The sequence below is a fragment of the Symbiopectobacterium purcellii genome, from assembly GCF_019797845.1.
Lineage (GTDB): Bacteria > Pseudomonadota > Gammaproteobacteria > Enterobacterales > Enterobacteriaceae > Symbiopectobacterium > Symbiopectobacterium purcellii.
Window position 1 is genome coordinate 3448573 of the sequence record NZ_CP081864.1, and the last position, 17570, is coordinate 3466142.

The 17570-nt window shown below is 43.6% G+C and carries 16 protein-coding genes; all 16 read right to left on the reverse strand.

Annotated elements, in window-relative coordinates:
- Positions 1-438: 438 nt before the first annotated feature.
- A complete protein-coding gene (locus tag K6K13_RS16170) occupies positions 439-1887 on the reverse strand; it encodes a winged helix-turn-helix domain-containing protein (protein WP_222157902.1) in 1449 nt (482 codons plus the stop codon).
- Between the two features lie 347 nt (positions 1888-2234).
- Positions 2235-2816 (reverse strand): hypothetical protein, encoded by a 582-nt coding sequence (locus tag K6K13_RS16175; protein ID WP_222157903.1) that lies wholly within the window; start codon positions 2814-2816, stop codon positions 2235-2237.
- On the reverse strand, positions 2797-2997 hold the full coding sequence (locus tag K6K13_RS16180) for a hypothetical protein (protein WP_222157904.1): 201 nt from the start codon (positions 2995-2997) through the stop codon (positions 2797-2799). The genes K6K13_RS16175 and K6K13_RS16180 overlap by 20 nt, the downstream gene beginning before the upstream one ends.
- 12 nt (positions 2998-3009) lie before the next feature.
- On the reverse strand, positions 3010-3714 hold the full coding sequence (locus K6K13_RS16185; protein WP_222157905.1) for a hypothetical protein: 705 nt from the start codon (positions 3712-3714) through the stop codon (positions 3010-3012).
- Positions 3698-4255: an OrgA/MxiK family T3SS sorting platform protein gene (locus K6K13_RS16190; RefSeq protein WP_222157906.1), complete on the reverse strand. Its 558-nt coding sequence runs from the start codon at positions 4253-4255 to the stop codon at positions 3698-3700. The genes K6K13_RS16185 and K6K13_RS16190 overlap by 17 nt, the downstream gene beginning before the upstream one ends.
- A gap of 28 nt (positions 4256-4283) precedes the next feature.
- On the reverse strand, positions 4284-5093 hold the full coding sequence (gene sctJ, locus K6K13_RS16195) for a type III secretion system inner membrane ring lipoprotein SctJ (RefSeq protein ID WP_222157907.1): 810 nt from the start codon (positions 5091-5093) through the stop codon (positions 4284-4286).
- Positions 5094-5095: 2 nt separating this feature from the next.
- Positions 5096-5398, reverse strand: a complete 303-nt coding sequence (sctI, locus tag K6K13_RS16200; RefSeq protein WP_222157908.1) for a type III secretion system inner rod subunit SctI — start codon at positions 5396-5398, stop codon at positions 5096-5098.
- A gap of 21 nt (positions 5399-5419) precedes the next feature.
- On the reverse strand, positions 5420-5677 hold the full coding sequence (locus K6K13_RS16205) for a type III secretion system needle complex protein (protein WP_222157909.1): 258 nt from the start codon (positions 5675-5677) through the stop codon (positions 5420-5422).
- 13 nt (positions 5678-5690) lie between these two features.
- Entirely contained in the window at positions 5691-6893 is a 1203-nt protein-coding gene (locus K6K13_RS16210; RefSeq protein WP_222157910.1) for a PrgH/EprH family type III secretion apparatus protein, read from the reverse strand.
- A gap of 293 nt (positions 6894-7186) precedes the next feature.
- The gene (locus K6K13_RS16215; RefSeq protein WP_222157911.1) at positions 7187-7426 is read right to left on the reverse strand and encodes an acyl carrier protein; all 240 of its coding nucleotides are present in this window, start codon (positions 7424-7426) and stop codon (positions 7187-7189) included.
- Positions 7427-7529: 103 nt separating this feature from the next.
- Entirely contained in the window at positions 7530-11603 is a 4074-nt protein-coding gene (locus tag K6K13_RS16220; protein WP_222157912.1) for a hypothetical protein, read from the reverse strand.
- 9 nt (positions 11604-11612) lie between these two features.
- A complete protein-coding gene (locus K6K13_RS16225) occupies positions 11613-12683 on the reverse strand; it encodes an IpaD/SipD/SspD family type III secretion system needle tip protein (RefSeq protein WP_222157913.1) in 1071 nt (356 codons plus the stop codon).
- Between the two features lie 64 nt (positions 12684-12747).
- A complete protein-coding gene (locus K6K13_RS16230) occupies positions 12748-13866 on the reverse strand; it encodes an IpaC/SipC family type III secretion system effector (RefSeq protein WP_222157914.1) in 1119 nt (372 codons plus the stop codon).
- 11 nt (positions 13867-13877) lie between these two features.
- Positions 13878-15842 (reverse strand): type III secretion system translocon subunit SseC family protein, encoded by a 1965-nt coding sequence (sctE, locus tag K6K13_RS16235; RefSeq protein WP_222157915.1) that lies wholly within the window; start codon positions 15840-15842, stop codon positions 13878-13880.
- A 19-nt stretch (positions 15843-15861) separates the two neighbouring features.
- A complete protein-coding gene (locus K6K13_RS16240) occupies positions 15862-16380 on the reverse strand; it encodes a SycD/LcrH family type III secretion system chaperone (RefSeq protein WP_222157916.1) in 519 nt (172 codons plus the stop codon).
- 100 nt (positions 16381-16480) lie between these two features.
- Entirely contained in the window at positions 16481-17536 is a 1056-nt protein-coding gene (locus K6K13_RS16245) for an EscU/YscU/HrcU family type III secretion system export apparatus switch protein (RefSeq protein WP_222157917.1), read from the reverse strand.
- Positions 17537-17570: the final 34 nt, after the last annotated feature.

Here is a 17570-nt window from a genome sequence, read left to right on the forward strand (position 1 = left end):
TCACATCGCTATATAGCACAAATAGCATTAAACCGTGTATCTTAATCATTTTATTGTGATACACATTTAGTTTGCGTTGAAAGATGAGATTTCTTTCCTAGAAAACTCGGCGGTAAGTTAACAAATTCAGGCCATCCCCTATCAACACGCCCGACCATCCCCATAAATGCAATCCCAAAGAAAGGAGACAATACCGAATGATGACATCACTATTTTTAAATGGTATTTAATCTCAATTCACAGACTAAAATCAATAATAACCCCCTCTCTTCATTATCAGCACAGGCCTTACATCATCCAAGATACTAAGGAAAATGAATTCCCAGCATGGGCTCTCGAGAATCCCATTTGTTCAGCGCTTATTGCTGAATGTTTTGTTGTGCCTGGGTACACAACGCCAGCAACTTCGTTATAGCAATACTCGATAAATTCACAAGATCATTTATATTTTTCAATATCCTTTACCATGGCCCGAGCTTTACATAACTCCCCAAGGCGCGCATAGAGTAACGCCAGCAATCCCCGCATTATCGTATTTCCGGGGGAATCAGTATTGAGTGTATCTTCGCCATACCTCACGGCCTCTTGGATATTACCGAGGAGATAATTGATGATCACACACAATATTTTAGGAGAATAAAAGGCGTCATTGAGATCCATGCACATATTATTCATCTGCATTGCTTTATCTAAATCACCTTGTCGCACCAGATGACAAGCATAATAATAATACACCTCTGCAACAGTGGGTGATAATAACATGGCCAAATGAAATTTACTTGCTGCTTCCTTGTTATTTTCAGCGCAAAGCAATAACCCTTGTAAAGAAAGGGCAATGACGTTATTAGGCTCAATCGCTAATATCTTGCCGACAATGATCATCATTTCATGTCGGACACTTTCATAATCCATCAAGCCCAGATTGGCTACTGCATAGTAAGAACCGGCAATGCGACACAGTTCACTGATACTGTCACTGATACTGGTTTCACCATGTCGTCTTAATTTCACTGCTTGAGGAATAAATTTCTCAAGCGCTGAAAGTGAGAATTGCAATGCATCATGCTGCGCCACTTTAGCGCTCAAAGGATGCGCATTGATCGTTGCCGGATCCGTCCCCATCGATGGATCAATCGCAGACAGAAGCGTAAGAATAGCCCTGCATAACAGCCGGTAATTGATGTGATGATCGCTCGTGAAATGGACACCTTCTCGATATAACACCGAGTGGTCCTTTGCACGCGTCAGTTCAATACGGATGATAGATTTTTCACCATGCCGAATTTCCATACCAGAAATATAATAGTCTGCCTGTGACTTTTCGATTGCAGACAGATAGCTACTGTAATCCTGGACGCTACGCGTCAGACAAGACGAAACAACGTTAATGGGCAAATCCAGACAATGCAACCAATCAATCAATTGATCGTGAAGTGAAATAGCTTGGTACCGATGCTGCATTTCAAAGATAAACAATGCAATATTGCATGCTCTATTTTCAGCGGGAGCATCAGAGACGGTCATGTCATTGTGGCTCACGGGTAAGGCAGGCTGAGCCGTTTTCGTAGGGAGATTGGCGATTTGAACCTCAGGGACAAAACGATAGCCCTTGCCGTAGATGTTATCGATGAATCTGTTTTTTCTTGAGTGACCCAACGTGCGGCGCAAGACATAAATACACCGCGTCAACGACTCATCGGAGACCAATCCCCCCTTCCACACATGTTCAATTATTGCATCTTTTGAAATAACGGTATGTGAGTTTTGTAGCATAAAGGACAATACCGCACTCTCTTTAGGCGCTAAATAGATAGCGCCTTTATCTTTTGTCAGTAATTGACCATTATGAAAAGAAAAACCTTCAAATATAAATTGATGAAATTCCATTTTTACTATTCCTTACGAAATAGAGGCATAACTTTGCGCAATAAAGGAATAACACATAAACTCACCTAACAGGTGCTATTCCCACAAGCGGTAATGACTTTACTTCGGTTTTTTAGGGCAAACAGATGAAATACTGCTTAAAACGTTTTCAGGCATATCAGCAGAACAAAAGTGGCAGAGCCAACGTCACAGATAATATACGAGAATCGATAGTTTTAATCACCGAATTCATTGGTAAGTCCAGGCCAATGCACTAAAAATCCCGAGTAAAAAAAACAACACCTTCATAAATATAAAATACTACAAAGATAGGAAAAATTAAAATTTAATATCGCCAAGTGGCAATATTACTTACATAATAGGTAATTATCGACAGCCATATCCCACTGGTACTGCTCTTTCGGTTTGGCAGGCACGCTCGAAGACTTATCAACACGCATGTAATCTATGCTATGCGAAGGCATGCCAGCCTGCTTCACCCTGTCACATATCATGGATTTCTTGGCGGGATCTTGCATCGTCGCACGAATCCGCTCCCAAAATTGACTCACCTGCTTTTCGGACAATTGCGCCAAGGCTTCACCTAAGAGTTTTCCATGTGCCATCTTGGCATATTGTGTACCAATACGGTTTGCATCGAACCATGTGTAGCTTCCCGCCAGGGCATAAAGGAATACGGCTCGGTCGAACTTCTGAGCACGAACGCATTCAGTCATTTCAGCGTAGAGCTCATTGGGCCCGCCTGAAGCACTATAAAGGGGATCGCTACGACATGCTTTTCCTGCACCGTCAAGGCTGATACTGTTTCTGCTATTACTCCCAGCGCTATCTGGAACTGAGCGTGTCGCAGACTGACATCCTACTAACAACAGCGATAAGAATAAAGTGCTGGCAGCGAAAAAAACGGGCTTACCAGTCATAATTTTCATCAGGATCGAGCCCATCTGATAACAAGACTTTTTGCATCCACTCGTTGTACATAAACCGCATGGCATAATTATTGCGCTCCTCATCGCTTAGTTCTTTGACCATCTCGCTGATTTCTTTGATATTTCCATCATTTTCATAAAGCACAGTGGTGGAATTTAATAAAGAATTAATCGTTGTCATCACTTATTTTCCTTAATTATCATCATCATCCGATATCAACATCTCACGCAACGGTGAATACGTCCCAAGTTGCGCGTAAAGCTTTTCCAGTGTTTGCTGAGAAAGCTGTTCACAACTTTCATGCATTGATTGCGTGTCAAAAAATGTATCTATTTGATTATCAACAAACGTCTCTGGTAAAAATTCAACCAGTTGATCGCGATACTTGAATACATATCGCAAATCTTGATGATACTCAAAAATAACGCCTCCCCGGTGCATACTATCAATATAGGCCATTAATCTGCGTTTATAGCGGCGTCTGTCGCTGGGCAGCAGAATATAAAAAGGCGTTTTGTCATCTCGGCCATCAATCTCATCGGCCCAACTCTCAAACAAGGCACAGATCACGCTTTCCTTATTGACAGTGTCACTCAACAAGCGCTTTGCCCGTTGGCGTACCTGTCCATAGAGTTCATTCACAATGCCTTGTTTATCCTGAATAAAACCGGTTACTGTTTCGATTGACGTCACCACGCCGTGTTCATAACCATTGCGATAGGCCTGCTGGCGTATTGCCTCGGCGTCACGACTGGCATCGCTGATGATCTTTTTGGCATGTTCCCTGGCCTGCGCCACGACGCTGATTCTCAGATTATGTGCTACACGATTTTTGTTTGTTAGCAGCACATTTTCTTGCAGCATATTGGCATATGATGTCTCAACTTCTTTGAGCATATTGAATAGCCATCCTCATTGCGAATTCATTATCACCGATTGGTATCGGCGGTACGTTCTCCACATCGTTGTCTGCAAAAAACAATAATGGCAGTCGTTCTCTCATTGCCGTGGAGACAGAAGCGGAGAATAAGTCAATCTCTTGTTTAGCGCACAATGAATACTGCTCCAGGGAATAAGAAAATGTACTCACCGGATTACTTTCAAGCAGATTCAACAATGAAAATTGCCTGACAGATTTCTCAAGCTTCCACCAGATTCCACACTGAAACAGATTGCTCTTATAGCGTTGACAAGCCACCATAAAGGCCGCCTTGGTTAGCAAATGCCAATGCGCAGCTAAATATCGCTCTCTTTCATTATTCAGATCGAGCGGTTCAACCGAAAGGGAAAAGTTTTCGATTAAAATATCATTTATAATTCGATGACACCCTGGCGACGAAAACACAGGGGGCAGTGAAAAACGTTTTGGGTGAATCCAGGATAACGGATTATATATGATATTCAGGCTATTACTGAATTCCCTTTGCTCTTTATCCATTACTCTTTCCATGACATTCAGATATCCGCTATTTTCTATCTTCTGGGACATCTACGTTGAGTTTAGGATCATCCGATGCAGTTTTATTATTCGTCTGCGTCAGGACACGCTTCTTTAACTTATCTAAAAATGCATGCTGACGTTGACTAATGAACAACAGCATCGCGGCTAACAAGGCAACGGTTACCACACCAAGGCTTATTAACCATGTCGGTGTGTTAGACTTTGCAGCTTGAATGGATACCGGTGCATGCCGCTGAACGTCATTAATTTTAGATAACACAACAGAAATATTGTCGTAATTAACATCCTCAAAACTATTTTTAAGAAAGCGCTTTACGTCACTGATTAACAAGGTGGTATCTGTAATGCTGTTATCATGATTGAGCAACGTTGAAATATGAACGGCCGATCTTCTCCTATCGCCATCGCTGGAGCTCATATCGTAGCTCACATGTACGTGAGCAGAAACGACCCCAGAAATTGACAGCAACGAATGCTCAAGTCGTTGCTCGATGCCGGAATAGAGGCGAGCCTTCTCAGCGCGCGGAGAAGAAACAAGCGCATCAGCAGGAAACATCTGTGCAATATCGATCGCTGGTGGACGTGGCAGCCCATAAGTATTCATTAAATCAACAGAAGCCGAAAAATCTTGAGAGCTGACAGAGAGACTATATCCCTCTTTTTTGATCTCATTTTTATCAACCTTGATGTTATTGCGCTGTAAAAGCGCAATAACTTCATTAGCCTGTTGTTGATCTAACCCTTTCAGCAAAACATCTTGCTTACAACCTACAAGAAAAACTGCCAGTATGGGAAATAACAGGTATTTATTCATGATTATGAACGTAGTAATGTTTCAACAGTACTGACCCCTTTACGCGTCAATGTACTGATGAGTGATACATGTAAGTTATAGTCAGAAGTTCGCTGTTGAAGTTCTGCCAACATTTCAGGATCTGTGGAAGCATTGGTGTTTTCCAACAACGAAATCACGTTACGCTGTTCCGCAGACATATTTACCGATTCCCGCGCATAAGCGCGAAGCAAACGATCTTCCAGCGACACATGGGCAGATTCTGGCATGGTAATATCATGCCAATTGCCAGATAACTGTGTCACCATACTGGTGTTATGATTCATAGCCTAATCCTGGTAACAGCATTAACGGAAGTTGGTAATAATCGCAGAGCCCACATCTTTGTATACCTTCACAACGTTAGATTGCGCGTTACGGTACAGCGTATACTCTGACAAACGAGACTGATAAGTCGCCAGCAGCTCTGGGTTAGAAGGGTCTGCTGCCAGTTCTTTCAGCGCCAACTCCAATTCAGAATTAAGCTCTACTACACCATTGTCAAAGGTTGACGATTTATTTGACAAAAACCCATTCCATGTACTTTCTGCACTTATGTCGCTCATATAAAATCCTTACTTATGTTTTTGGAAAATACCAATGTCCAGCGCCAAGCTTTATGTAGCTTTGTTCGCCAAATTTAAATGATTTATCTTTGAACCAATCTGTTTCCAGCTCAACAGAAAAGTGAACATATCTCACTCCCCACTGTTGATAGTATTGATTGACAAAGTTTTTGATACTTTCGAGCATACCATCCTCAATGACGCCCAATATAACAAAGGTGACAGTATCGCCATTGTCTATTTCACGAAAAGAGAGCGCCATTTTTTTCAATCCTTGATTGGCAATGCTCCTGATTGTTTTATCCTCCAGATTGTCGAATCTTACTGAATCCATATAGGGAAATTTTTCTTTAAGTGCAGCAATAAAATCGCCGCGTACCTTTTCACTTAATTCATTTCTTTCTTTACTAATTCTAAGCATTGGGTGTTGAGGATCACTCAACCGTACCTGATAGAACTTCAGTGCAGGCCAATAGGTTTCCACCCAACGCGAAATTCGCTCCTCTTCACTGGCAATATTGACAACAATAACCTGTTGACGCAGCGGATTTCTGACCATGGTTTGAATAGCCCAATCACTCGCTTTCTCACTACCAGCAAAAACATAAATCCAATTATCACGAGCATAAACTATCTGATAATCATCGGATGCAAAATTCAATAATGTTGAGACATTATCAAGCTGGCGCTGCGTTCCCGTCAGGTAACCATAACCCGCAGCGAATACAGCACTCAATAAGGCAACCGCTGCCAACGACGCATACCATACACTTTTAGTATTCTTAACAACCTCAGCCGTCGCTGAGGCTTGTGCCTTGGCGCTGTCCGGATATTCCCCGGATAAGATGTCGTCCGAGAATTCAGAATACTGATTTCGCCAGGCAAATTTTTGCATCCCGACGGTGATAACTTCATTTTCTGACAATGCAGTCATTGGTGAGCCATCGTCTGAGATCTCACGCATATAAACATGGCATGAATCACTCAGTTTAACGATTATCTCGAAACTTACATCCGTCTGTTCAGCCGGAATATAAATAGTATTATCAGGCATCTGCGTGCCATTATATTGCTTGCTAATCGTTTTTTCATCAGTTGAAAGAAAAAGTGTGTTCCCTTCAAGCAAAGCAAACTCACATCCACGTAAAACGCCGTTAAGCAGCCTAACGACTATCCTTTTTTCTTTATCGATATTTCTATCTTCATCCAATAACATTGCTAAATTCTCAAGGAAATCGATACCATTACATTCATTTTTGACAAGATATACCAGCTAGCTACCAACATCTTGATTCAATAATAATGGAAAATTGATTTCACATCAGATTTGGCAGCCAGTAACCTAATGATTGTCAAGAAAAATAATGAGAGTGTATATTCCCACATAGAAAAGAGTACATATCGTCAATATAATTGGTTATTTTTAGAAAGGACAAGCGACTGAGAAAGTAAAGAGGGGGGGACAAGGAATGAGTAATGGGCCGAGTAACACCCCGACCCACATTTATATTAATGGCATTGTTCATGAATCAGTCGATAGAGATCCTTAACATAGTTTACATCGTCCAGCCCATCATCTTTAATGTTAAGTGCAAACTCCTGTTCTAGCACTAACATCAGATCCATCATCATCAGTGAATCAGCCAATAGATCGTAATATAGATGTTTCTCTGGTAATACATCCGCAGAAGAACAATTTATAATAGAAGAAACCACATTATTGATGCGTTCCTCAACGTTTTGATTCATTACTATTCCTTCTAAATCTCACAGAATAAGCCAATTAAAATGACGTCAGGTCGCTTGTACCCGACAGGACGACCACTTCTCATCCCTAAAGGATGTTAACGGTTTACTTTTTAGTAACCCCGTCAGTATTGATATAAGATTGCTTTGCCGTAGCACCTTGCCTTCCTGTCCAAAAAGGACCTTTGTAGGGGGCATTGCCCGCAGCAGTAACCGTCTTATTTTCTCCCGAAGATGCCACCTGGTGACGATTGGCCAAAGAGGGCTCTCTGGCAGCGCTGATGTCGGACGCAGAATCCGCCGCTAACACATCATCTGTAGTTTCAACCTTCATGGTTTCAGGTTCAACGCGCGCTTTGTGTTGAGAAACACGCGCAGCGTGTTCAACGCCACTGGCCACTGGGGTAGCTGCATCCGTTTTGTCTACAGCCCGCTTTTCAATGGTGCTGCTCGAGGCCGCTTTGGCTAAAGGTTCAGCATCACGCCCGATACTGCCTGGCCCGTTTAGCGCATGGCCTACTGTAGATGCATCTGAATTCGATGCATATTTTTTGAAATCTGCTGCGCCGGTCCTACCCGTTCTGTGTGGTCCCATATAGGTATTAGACTTTTGCGTGCTGATAACAGCAGCATCCATCGACGACGGTTGTTGACGCATTGCCTGTGCAGGTGCAGCAGTGGTTTTTTGAGGCTGTGTATCAAACACATTGTGCGCTTTCATGTTGCCTCTGCTGCCATCACGCTCACCAGGGTTTTCGCCCCCTGCGGGGTTCGATCTTGTCTGCAGCGCCTTTTCATAGCGTCCTGCCTGGGTATCGGTTTCAGCAATCGTTTTGTTTGCTGATTGCCAATAACGCTTAAACTCTGCGGCGCCGGTGCGTCCTGTTCGGTTTGGCCCGATATAAGGTTCAATCGAAGGACGAACCCCCTCTTGCGACCGAGGTTCAGAAGATTGCACAAGCGCTGCGTTACTTTTGGCTTTGCTTAACGTTGTAGCAAACTGCTCCCGTGGCCGAGTGAATGATGCTGCATGAAGCGCTTGATTCGCTCCCCGATCGCTAGCAGGATTTTCGCCTGCCCTAACGTGAGAATTCGGATTAGTTAGTTTTGCTGATTGCCAATAACGCTTAAACTCTGCGGCGCCGGTGCGTCCTGTTCGGTTTGGCCCGATATAAGGTTCAATCGAAGGACGAACCCCCTCTTGCGACCGAGGTTCAGAAGATTGCACAAGCGCTGCGTTACTTTTGGCTTTGCTTAACGTTGTAGCAAACTGCTCCCGTGGCCGAGTGAATGATGCTGCATGAAGCGCTTGATTCGCTCCCCGATCGCTAGCAGGATTTTCGCCTGCCCTAACGTGAGAATTCGGATTAGTTAGTTTTGCTGATTGCCAATAACGCTTAAACTCTGCGGCGCCGGTGCGTCCTGTTCGGTTTGGCCCGATATAAGGTTCAATCGAAGGACGAACCCCCTCTTGCGACCGAGGTTCAGAAGATTGCACAAGCGCTGCGTTACTTTTGGCTTTGCTTAACGTTGTAGCAAACTGCTCCCGTGGCCGAGTGAATGATGCTGCATGAAGCGCTTGATTCGCTCCCCGATCGCTAGCAGGATTTTCGCCTGCCCTAACGTGAGAATTCGGATTAGTTAGTTTTGCTGATTGCCAATAACGCTTAAACTCTGCGGCGCCGGTGCGTCCTGTTCGGTTTGGCCCGATATAAGGTTCAATCGAAGGACGAACCCCCTCTTGCGACCGAGGTTCAGAAGATTGCACAAGCGCTGCGTTACTTTTGGCTTTGCTTAACGTTGTAGCAAACTGCTCCCGTGGCCGAGTGAATGATGCTGCATGAAGCGCTTGATTCGCTCCCCGATCGCTAGCAGGATTTTCGCCTGCCCTAACGTGAGAATTCGGATTAGTTAGTTTTGCTGATTGCCAATAACGCTTAAACTCTGCGGCGCCGGTGCGTCCTGTTCGGTTTGGCCCGATATAAGGTTCAATCGAAGGACGAACCCCCTCTTGCGACCGAGGTTCAGAAGATTGCACAAGCGCTGCGTTACTTTTGGCTTTGCTTAACGTTGTAGCAAACTGCTCCCGTGGCCGAGTGAATGATGCTGCATGAAGCGCTTGATTCGCTCCCCGATCGCTAGCAGGATTTTCGCCTGCCCTAACGTGAGAATTCGGATTAGTTAGTTTTGCTGATTGCCAATAACGCTTAAACTCTGCGGCGCCGGTGCGTCCTGTTCGGTTTGGCCCGATATAAGGTTCAATCGAAGGACGAACCCCCTCTTGCGACCGAGGTTCAGAAGATTGCACAAGCGCTGCGTTACTTTTGGCTTTGCTTAACGTTGTAGCAAACTGCTCCCGTGGCCGAGTGAATGATGCTGCATGAAGCGCTTGATTCGCTCCCCGATCGCTAGCAGGATTTTCGCCTGCCCTAACGTGAGAATTCGGATTAGTTAGTTTTGCTGATTGCCAATAACGCTTAAACTCTGCGGCGCCGGTGCGTCCTGTTCGGTTTGGCCCGATATAAGGTTCAATCGAAGGACGAACCCCCTCTTGCGACCGAGGTTCAGAAGATTGCACAAGCGCTGCGTTACTTTTGGCTTTGCTTAACGTTGTAGCAAACTGCTCCCGTGGCCGAGTGAATGATGCTGCATGAAGCGCTTGATTCGCTCCCCGATCGCTAGCAGGATTTTCGCCTGCCCTAACGTGAGAATTCGGATTAGTTAGTTTTGCTGATTGCCAATAACGCTTAAACTCTGCGGCGCCGGTGCGTCCTGTTCGGTTTGGCCCGATATAAGGTTCAATCGAAGGACGAACCCCCTCTTGCGACCGAGGTTCAGAAGATTGCACAAGCGCTGCGTTACTTTTGGCTTTGCTTAACGTTGTAGCAAACTGCTCCCGTGGCCGAGTGAATGATGCTGCATGAAGCGCTTGATTCGCTCCCCGATCGCTAGCAGGATTTTCGCCTGCCCTAACGTGAGAATTCGGATTAGTTAGTTTTGCTGATTGCCAATAACGCTTAAACTCTGCGGCGCCGGTGCGTCCTGTTCGGTTTGGCCCGATATAAGGTTCAATCGAAGGACGAACCCCCTCTTGCGACCGAGGTTCAGAAGATTGCACAAGCGCTGCGTTACTTTTGGCTTTGCTTAACGTTGTAGCAAACTGCTCCCGTGGCCGAGTGAATGATGCTGCATGAAGCGCTTGATTCGCTCCCCGATCGCTAGCAGGATTTTCGCCTGCCTTGGCCTGAGGGGTACGCTTCAAGTAGTCCTTAAAGAGATCTAACTTGATGGGGTGATGAGAGAAAAGAGCATCCGCACGCAGGAACCCACTCGTTGAATTAATAACATTTTCCATCTTTTCAAAAACTCGGATTGACTCACGGAAAGGGCCATTCTCCCACTCCTTATGGAGTACATCACGCAAATGACTATCCGGCAAAGACTTAATTTCATTCATAACCATGATATGAATTTCTTTATTATAATCCAAACCTTTTAATTTTGCCGCATCGGAAATTCCATCCATAAATTTATCAAATGACTTGAGTGCTTTAAAGCCTTTTCTCGAAGAACCCGCAATTGGTGAATTAAAACCCAACTTATACTTATTTACATTATCGACAAGAAACTTAACATTCTTTTTTACAGCATCAATATTCGACGTATCGTTTTCGGCATATGAATCATGTAACTTTTGAGTCATAACCAATGCTAGCTTAACTTTCTGTATAGCTTGATTATTACTACCAGGCGCAGTGAGTACTGATAAAAAATCACCAAATCCCTTGATATCTTTTTTACTTTTCCAAAACTCAATCGCATCCTGTTCCATTTTTTTTGAAAAATCTATACTGTTAGGAAGTGAGTTAAGGAAATTATTGATTCCTACCGCATCTTCAGCACAAGACTTCGGAACCTCCACATTTTGGTTTAACACTTCACTGCGATTCGCGTTGTTCCTAACCCCCATAAAATCTTTCTTAATACACAGAGCGGGGTCTTGAGCCATTTGCTTTATCAAGCCTATTTTGCCTTTGAACTTCCCGCCAGAGGCTCGGTATGTTTTATTGGATTGACGCACGTTTTTTAGTGATTTAAATTTAACATTTTCCTTTACTCCTCTAACAGCAGGATAAGAATTACGTACTGTGTGTATATGTATAACTTTATTATTCATCATGCTACCTCCCTAGACAAAGAATTGCTTATCACAATCCAAAAGGCTTGCAATTGTGCTACTCAATACTTTAACTAAATTATCAAACGTCGAATGTGCGTTTGCAAATTTCTGGGTTAATGTTTGCATGCTGTTTTGGATATGATCTTTTTGCATATCAACGCCAGTCTGCCATGCAGACCACTGTGCTGCGTTGAACGACATATCTTTATTTTCCACTGAGTTATAAATATTCTCCAAGGGACTAATATCAATATGAACAATATAAGTGCCATCGGGTAACTGAAAAATACAGTCATCAGTGCTGAGTCCAAACTCTCTTGCCCAGGCTTCACACTCCTCACGGCTAGCGCCTTGAACTGTAGACCCCGTTTGAACAGGAAATAAGGTCGTTGACATACCTGGAACAGGATATTTGTCCATCAATTCTTTGAGACTTTTTCTGAATTCTGTGCCATGCAGAATGGTTTTATCACCATCGGCGGAAATGAATTGTGGCAGCGTGGATATAAAATCAGAAAAGTCCTTATAAAACTGCGAATTCTTCTCAACAGCTTGTTGAAAAACATCCAAATAGCTTTCAGACATTTCCCCAATTGCACTAGCGATCAGGTCATTAATCTCTTTACTTGATAAGGTACTAAACACGTCAGAATTCGAGACGCTGGACATGAGCGCTGCGTAGGAAGTACTCCCCTGTTTTGTCAGCGTCGAATAGACCAGCTCTTTTGTATCAGACGACAGCGCCTTATTTCTCAATTCAGGATTCTGCAAATACAGATCATCGAGAACACACATTCTTTTTTGTACATCATGACTGAGAAGCTCTCTCCGTGCCTGGATAGTCTTCATTTCATCAAGAAAGCCACTGAAATTTAAATTTTTTAAAAAATCTTCCAGCTTTGCCCCCTCAGCCATGATAAACGAGAAAGGACCGAGAAGAATGCGATGCGTACCATCACTGCGGGGGGATATATTCATCTCATCAGCGACCGGCTCCTGCAAAAAACAATGATTAGCAGATTGATCCTGTGAATAACTATCAACCCGAAATGAGGGCCTGGTAGTAGATAATATTTCCATATTTTCCTCTGAAGAAACCGCCTGTATCAACAGGCGGCTTTATATCATTATCAATGTTTAGCAATTACATTTTGGTATTATTGGCAACCACACTGGCAGTATCGCTGATACCTTTCGCGATATTTTCGAGCGTTTCCAACAATGCAGACTTGAGTTTTTCAGCATCCTGAGCTCTTTCATCGTTTCGTTGGCTCTCCTGCATAAAGACTTCTTTATCAAATTGCCGCAATTGCTGTAGGCCATTCTGCTCAGCCTGACTCACTATCATCTGAGCGGAAGAAATGGTTCCCATTGCTAAAGCGCCACTCTGTAACGCTTTCCCCACATCAATTTGTTGATTTGAGGCGCTTAGGGTGGTTTGGAGTTGAAAATTCTCGCTCTCCGCTTTCACGTGTTGACTATTGGGAGATTGCTTCATGCGAGTCATATCATTCGCCCACATCGGATCGTTCATATCCTTCCCGCGTGAAAGCGTTGCGTGCGCATTGAGATCGTTACCCAGGTTTTTATGGTCCGTAATTTTGGCTCCCTGAGTCTCATAGCCTTTAATAGCCTGGCTATGCCCTCTATGGGACTTGATTCCACCGGCCACCGACATACCAATTGTCACAATGCCACTGGTAAGATCCTTTTTGAACTGCTCCTGAGCAGCCTGCATACTGTGCTCGACAGAGCTTTCAAGGCTTTTCTGGCTTGTTTCCAGCATCTTGGTTTTCATGACCTGTTCAGCATGTTTGCTCAATAATGCGGTTTTCGCCAACTCAATTAGCGGGGCAAGACGCATGCTGTTATAGCCACCGAGAAAGCTTGTCGTAGACATGATTTTCTCTGACCGGCTAGCGATTTCTTTCTCCGGTAGCGCAGACACTTTTTCATTCTGAGCAGGCATCAGAGAACCACTTTGAGAATACAGAGAAATTTGTTTGCTCAACAAATTCACATCCGTGTCAGAAACGGGCTTAGTGATATCAGGAATTCGAATATCAATGCCGACAAGATGGCTGGATGCATGCTGTACTAACACCGTTCTGTTCTGATTTAAGTCAGCGGTATCCAAAGGTTTGGAACTTGATTTCTCGATGAAACTGGTATTATCCATACCTTTGCGATGCATCTCATCAGGAAGAGCAGTCGCTCGCGGTTGAAACACGGTATTATTGGGATTTGCAATAGATACTGTCATAACGCCTCCTATTAGGCTCTGATATTTCTTACAACACTCTTCCCAGTGTTGGCTTTATTACTTAACATGTCAGACAACGTCATATTTACCGATTGAGATGCTTTGGAGTCCTCTTCATGATTAGTAAGAATTTTACTAATAAGATCGCGCAAAATGCTGACATCCATTGCGGCCAAATTAAAATCGGCAATGGCTTTTGTTGCCTGGAGCCTGATATTTGAAATATTAATGTTCATTCCACTTTGTACAACAGGCATCGCCGTGTGAACGCCATTTTCCAACATTTCCAATCGTTTCAACGCAATGTTGCCCAAGCGCTTTGCATCTTCAGGATCGTTTGTTCTCAAAATCTTCATGACATTGGCATTTACTTTATCTGAAATCTTATCCAGCTTTTTATTGATCTCTTTTGTAACTTTCCCAACCTGTTTTGTGACAGATTGCATGCTTCGACTTAATGCCGCACTCCCTTGTCTCATAGAGTTATTAACCATTTGCGGCATAATTTTATTAATGACCTTCGTTATTGCCTGCTTGATTGACTGCATAATGGCAGAGGTCATTGCCTGGGACATTTTTTCTATCATGAATTTGGCTGCTGTTTTAGCCACTAAAGAAATAGCAACAATGGCAGCAATAGCCACAGCGGCAGTGACCACCATATGGATAGTATCCATCATGTTAGCCCCCGTCGCTTTATCGATAGCATTTAGCAGCAAGCCGAGTGGTGTTTTATCAAAAATCTGCGTGATAATATCGCCCAGAATATTCATAAGAGGCATAAAGACATGCTCCATGAGGGGATCCATTACCATTTCAGTTAATGATTTTCCGGTAATAGCCGCAACAATGGGGTCAGCGACCATCAAGGAAATGCCGACAGCCATTAGTGCCAGACCACCACCGCCAAATACGGTAGTAATTGCCCCCAGCGCAATCGCCAGGCCGCCTAATATTTTACCAACACAGCTGGCCATTTTTTGCGCTTCTTCTGCTTTACGAACCTGCTCTTCGTATTCATCAGATTTACGCTGCATTTCAGCCTGACGCGCTTTGGTTTGAATGCGGTTCAGTTCAAGATCATTTTTTAATTTTTCAGCAGATGCATCTTCAATTTGCATAATAAATTCGGTGATCAGCATAATCATGACCGCCGTTTTAGTCAGCGCTTTCTCTGATTGCACCACTGAATTGCTGGATACGACGCTACCTTTTGATGTCAGGTCCACATCGTTGTACTTTTTATTCATTTCTGCCGTATTGGCATTAATGTCATTCAGGACGCTCTGCATCGCAGAAAGCTTTTGCTCCGCAACCGCGCGCGCATCGGACAACGTTGATTGAGCGTGGCCTAGCGCTTTTTGCGCATCAGTAATCTCCTTCTTCGCTTGCGTTACATCAGGGTTATCTGCCAGCGACGGATCATCAGGGTCTGTAACCCCTAATTGTTCTAACAATTCATCCAGGGACTTCTGCGCCTCATCAAGCTTACGCTGCGCTTGCGTCACATCATCTGTTGCACCATCAACGCCTTTTTGCGCCTCGTTAAACTCCGCCTCAAGACCATCGTAGGTTTGGTGCAACGCATCCAGATGCGCGGACAGCTCACGTGCTTTATCCATGCGCGCTTCTGACTGGGTCAAAAATACGGCCAAGTCATTGGCACGCTGCGTCGCGTCCATCCCATTGGTAATATCCTGATACTGCGCCATAAAAAACAACATTTTCGCTTTGCTGGTTAACGGTGTCGATTGGCGGATTGCGGGTAACTCAACGTTCTCCGAGGTTGCAGATGCTGTTTGTGCCGAGACATCGTCAGCAATCATTTCCCTGGCACGCTGTTGGGCTAATTGGTCAATAGCCTTTCCCTTTACCTGAGAAATATGAGTCTTCGTTGAAATTGCTTCACTTACTTTTCCAGTATTGGATGGCAAATTCGCAAGATTTATCGCTTTACCTGTTTTGGAGACATCCATTTATTTAAGACCTATGAAATTAAACGGTTTCCTCAGAGGGCTCAGCGTCATTTAACGCCTCACTCTCTCCCATATTTTGACGAATAGTACTCATGTACGCTTTAGCTTTAGCAACTAAAGACGAATCCTCACACCGTGAGCAAATAATATCAAAGCACTGTAATGCCTTAACAACATTCCCCATAAGCAGTTGACACTGCCCAGAATAAAAGACAGGGTTGAAATCACTATCCGCCATGACATAGGCTAATGAGTAAAAATCACACGCCTTGCTGTAATTTTTCTTTACCTGATTCACGGCACCCAAACCAATAAAGTAATCTGGATTTTTAAGATCGTAGAGGCAAAGAAAATGGAACAAATTTTCCGCTTCATCTAACTGGCCATTTTTGTATGCCTGATAAGCATACGCATAGACATTTTCCATCATGTCATCAGTAATGCCATGAATCTCTTTTAATGTAGCCCCATGTTCCAATGTTGCCGTCATTAATAGCGTTGCTTCCTGCTCGGTGATAGCACCAGTATTTTGTTCCATTTTCACTCTCCTCAGTAGGGTCACCGCTTACTGCTGATGACCATTATTAAACCATGCGTTTATTTGATATTCACATAAAGAACGCTCATTCACCGTGTGTTTACGCGGGTGAGTCATTCTCACTTTTCCAAGCATTTTCAACTTGTTGCAACCACACAAGGATACCAATGACGTTATCCAATTCTTCAATGCTGACAAAAGAGTATCGCTGGTGTGTTTTAAAGATTCGTCGTGCCAGCTTAATATCTTCAACAACAGGAACCCCCACCTTCTCGGCATAAGCTCTGACGGCAAGCGCTCTCTGATTTCTCTCCAGTACAGAGATAAAGGGAATACCCACCACTTCCATATTGAGATAGATCCCAACCGCAACATGCGTTGGGTTAGCAATAATCACCGCTGATTTTTCAATGTCAGTTTTTATTTGTTCCGACAACAGTTCAGCATGCAACTCTTTACGCTTAGATTTGATTTCTGGATCACCGTCTTGCTCTTTGTATTCTCGCTTAACCTCCTGCTTATCCATTTTGAGATCTCTTATATGAAGAAAATACTCAGCAAGCGCATCCAATACAAACACCAATAGCGCGCAGGATAAACACAGATAGATTAATGCACCAAAAAGCTTCCCCCACACCAGGAATATATGTACAGGCTCAGCATTAAGCTGAGAGAAAACCATATGTTTATTTTTATTCCAAAATACCATAGCGGCGACAATAAAACTCGTCAGGAAAAGTAAGGTTTTCACGACATCTTTTAATGTGCGTAAACTAAATAATTTCTTGAAACCGTTAACCGGGTTTAACGCATTAAAATTCAGTTTTAGTGCTTTACTGGCAAGCATAAAACCGGTTTGTAATAACGTTGGAAACACCGAGGCAGCGATACAAAGTAATAAGAACGGTAAGAATAGCTTTAGCCCCGTCCAAAACACCGCTTCAGCATAGCCAAGCGTATCATGAGTAAAACCATTTTCGATGACGAGTCGCCACATGGACATCAACTCGAAGACACCAGAAAAATTAACCAGGTATTGCACGCCCAGCAATATCAGACAAGCAATGACCAAATCTTTACTCTTAAATGACTGACCTTTTTTCGCCGCGTCTTTTTTCTTTTTGTCAGTCGGTTTTTCCGTTTTACTTCCAGACATAAATTCCCTTTATACTTCAGGTTCCCACTTGCTA

What these genes read in the sequence shown, in the direction of transcription:
- K6K13_RS16170 (WP_222157902.1), bottom strand. Translation starts at nt 1,887, where the DNA reads ATGGAATTTCATCAATTTATATTTGAAGGTTTTTCTTTTCATAATGGT.
- K6K13_RS16175 (WP_222157903.1), bottom strand. Translation starts at nt 2,816, where the DNA reads ATGAAAATTATGACTGGTAAGCCCGTTTTTTTCGCTGCCAGCACTTTA.
- K6K13_RS16180 (WP_222157904.1), bottom strand. Translation starts at nt 2,997, where the DNA reads ATGACAACGATTAATTCTTTATTAAATTCCACCACTGTGCTTTATGAA.
- K6K13_RS16185 (WP_222157905.1), bottom strand. Translation starts at nt 3,714, where the DNA reads ATGCTCAAAGAAGTTGAGACATCATATGCCAATATGCTGCAAGAAAAT.
- K6K13_RS16190 (WP_222157906.1), bottom strand. Translation starts at nt 4,255, where the DNA reads ATGGATAAAGAGCAAAGGGAATTCAGTAATAGCCTGAATATCATATAT.
- sctJ (WP_222157907.1), bottom strand. Translation starts at nt 5,093, where the DNA reads ATGAATAAATACCTGTTATTTCCCATACTGGCAGTTTTTCTTGTAGGT.
- sctI (WP_222157908.1), bottom strand. Translation starts at nt 5,398, where the DNA reads ATGAATCATAACACCAGTATGGTGACACAGTTATCTGGCAATTGGCAT.
- K6K13_RS16205 (WP_222157909.1), bottom strand. Translation starts at nt 5,677, where the DNA reads ATGAGCGACATAAGTGCAGAAAGTACATGGAATGGGTTTTTGTCAAAT.
- K6K13_RS16210 (WP_222157910.1), bottom strand. Translation starts at nt 6,893, where the DNA reads ATGTTATTGGATGAAGATAGAAATATCGATAAAGAAAAAAGGATAGTC.
- K6K13_RS16215 (WP_222157911.1), bottom strand. Translation starts at nt 7,426, where the DNA reads ATGAATCAAAACGTTGAGGAACGCATCAATAATGTGGTTTCTTCTATT.
- K6K13_RS16220 (WP_222157912.1), bottom strand. Translation starts at nt 11,603, where the DNA reads ATGATGAATAATAAAGTTATACATATACACACAGTACGTAATTCTTAT.
- K6K13_RS16225 (WP_222157913.1), bottom strand. Translation starts at nt 12,683, where the DNA reads ATGGAAATATTATCTACTACCAGGCCCTCATTTCGGGTTGATAGTTAT.
- K6K13_RS16230 (WP_222157914.1), bottom strand. Translation starts at nt 13,866, where the DNA reads ATGACAGTATCTATTGCAAATCCCAATAATACCGTGTTTCAACCGCGA.
- sctE (WP_222157915.1), bottom strand. Translation starts at nt 15,842, where the DNA reads ATGGATGTCTCCAAAACAGGTAAAGCGATAAATCTTGCGAATTTGCCA.
- K6K13_RS16240 (WP_222157916.1), bottom strand. Translation starts at nt 16,380, where the DNA reads ATGGAACAAAATACTGGTGCTATCACCGAGCAGGAAGCAACGCTATTA.
- K6K13_RS16245 (WP_222157917.1), bottom strand. Translation starts at nt 17,536, where the DNA reads ATGTCTGGAAGTAAAACGGAAAAACCGACTGACAAAAAGAAAAAAGAC.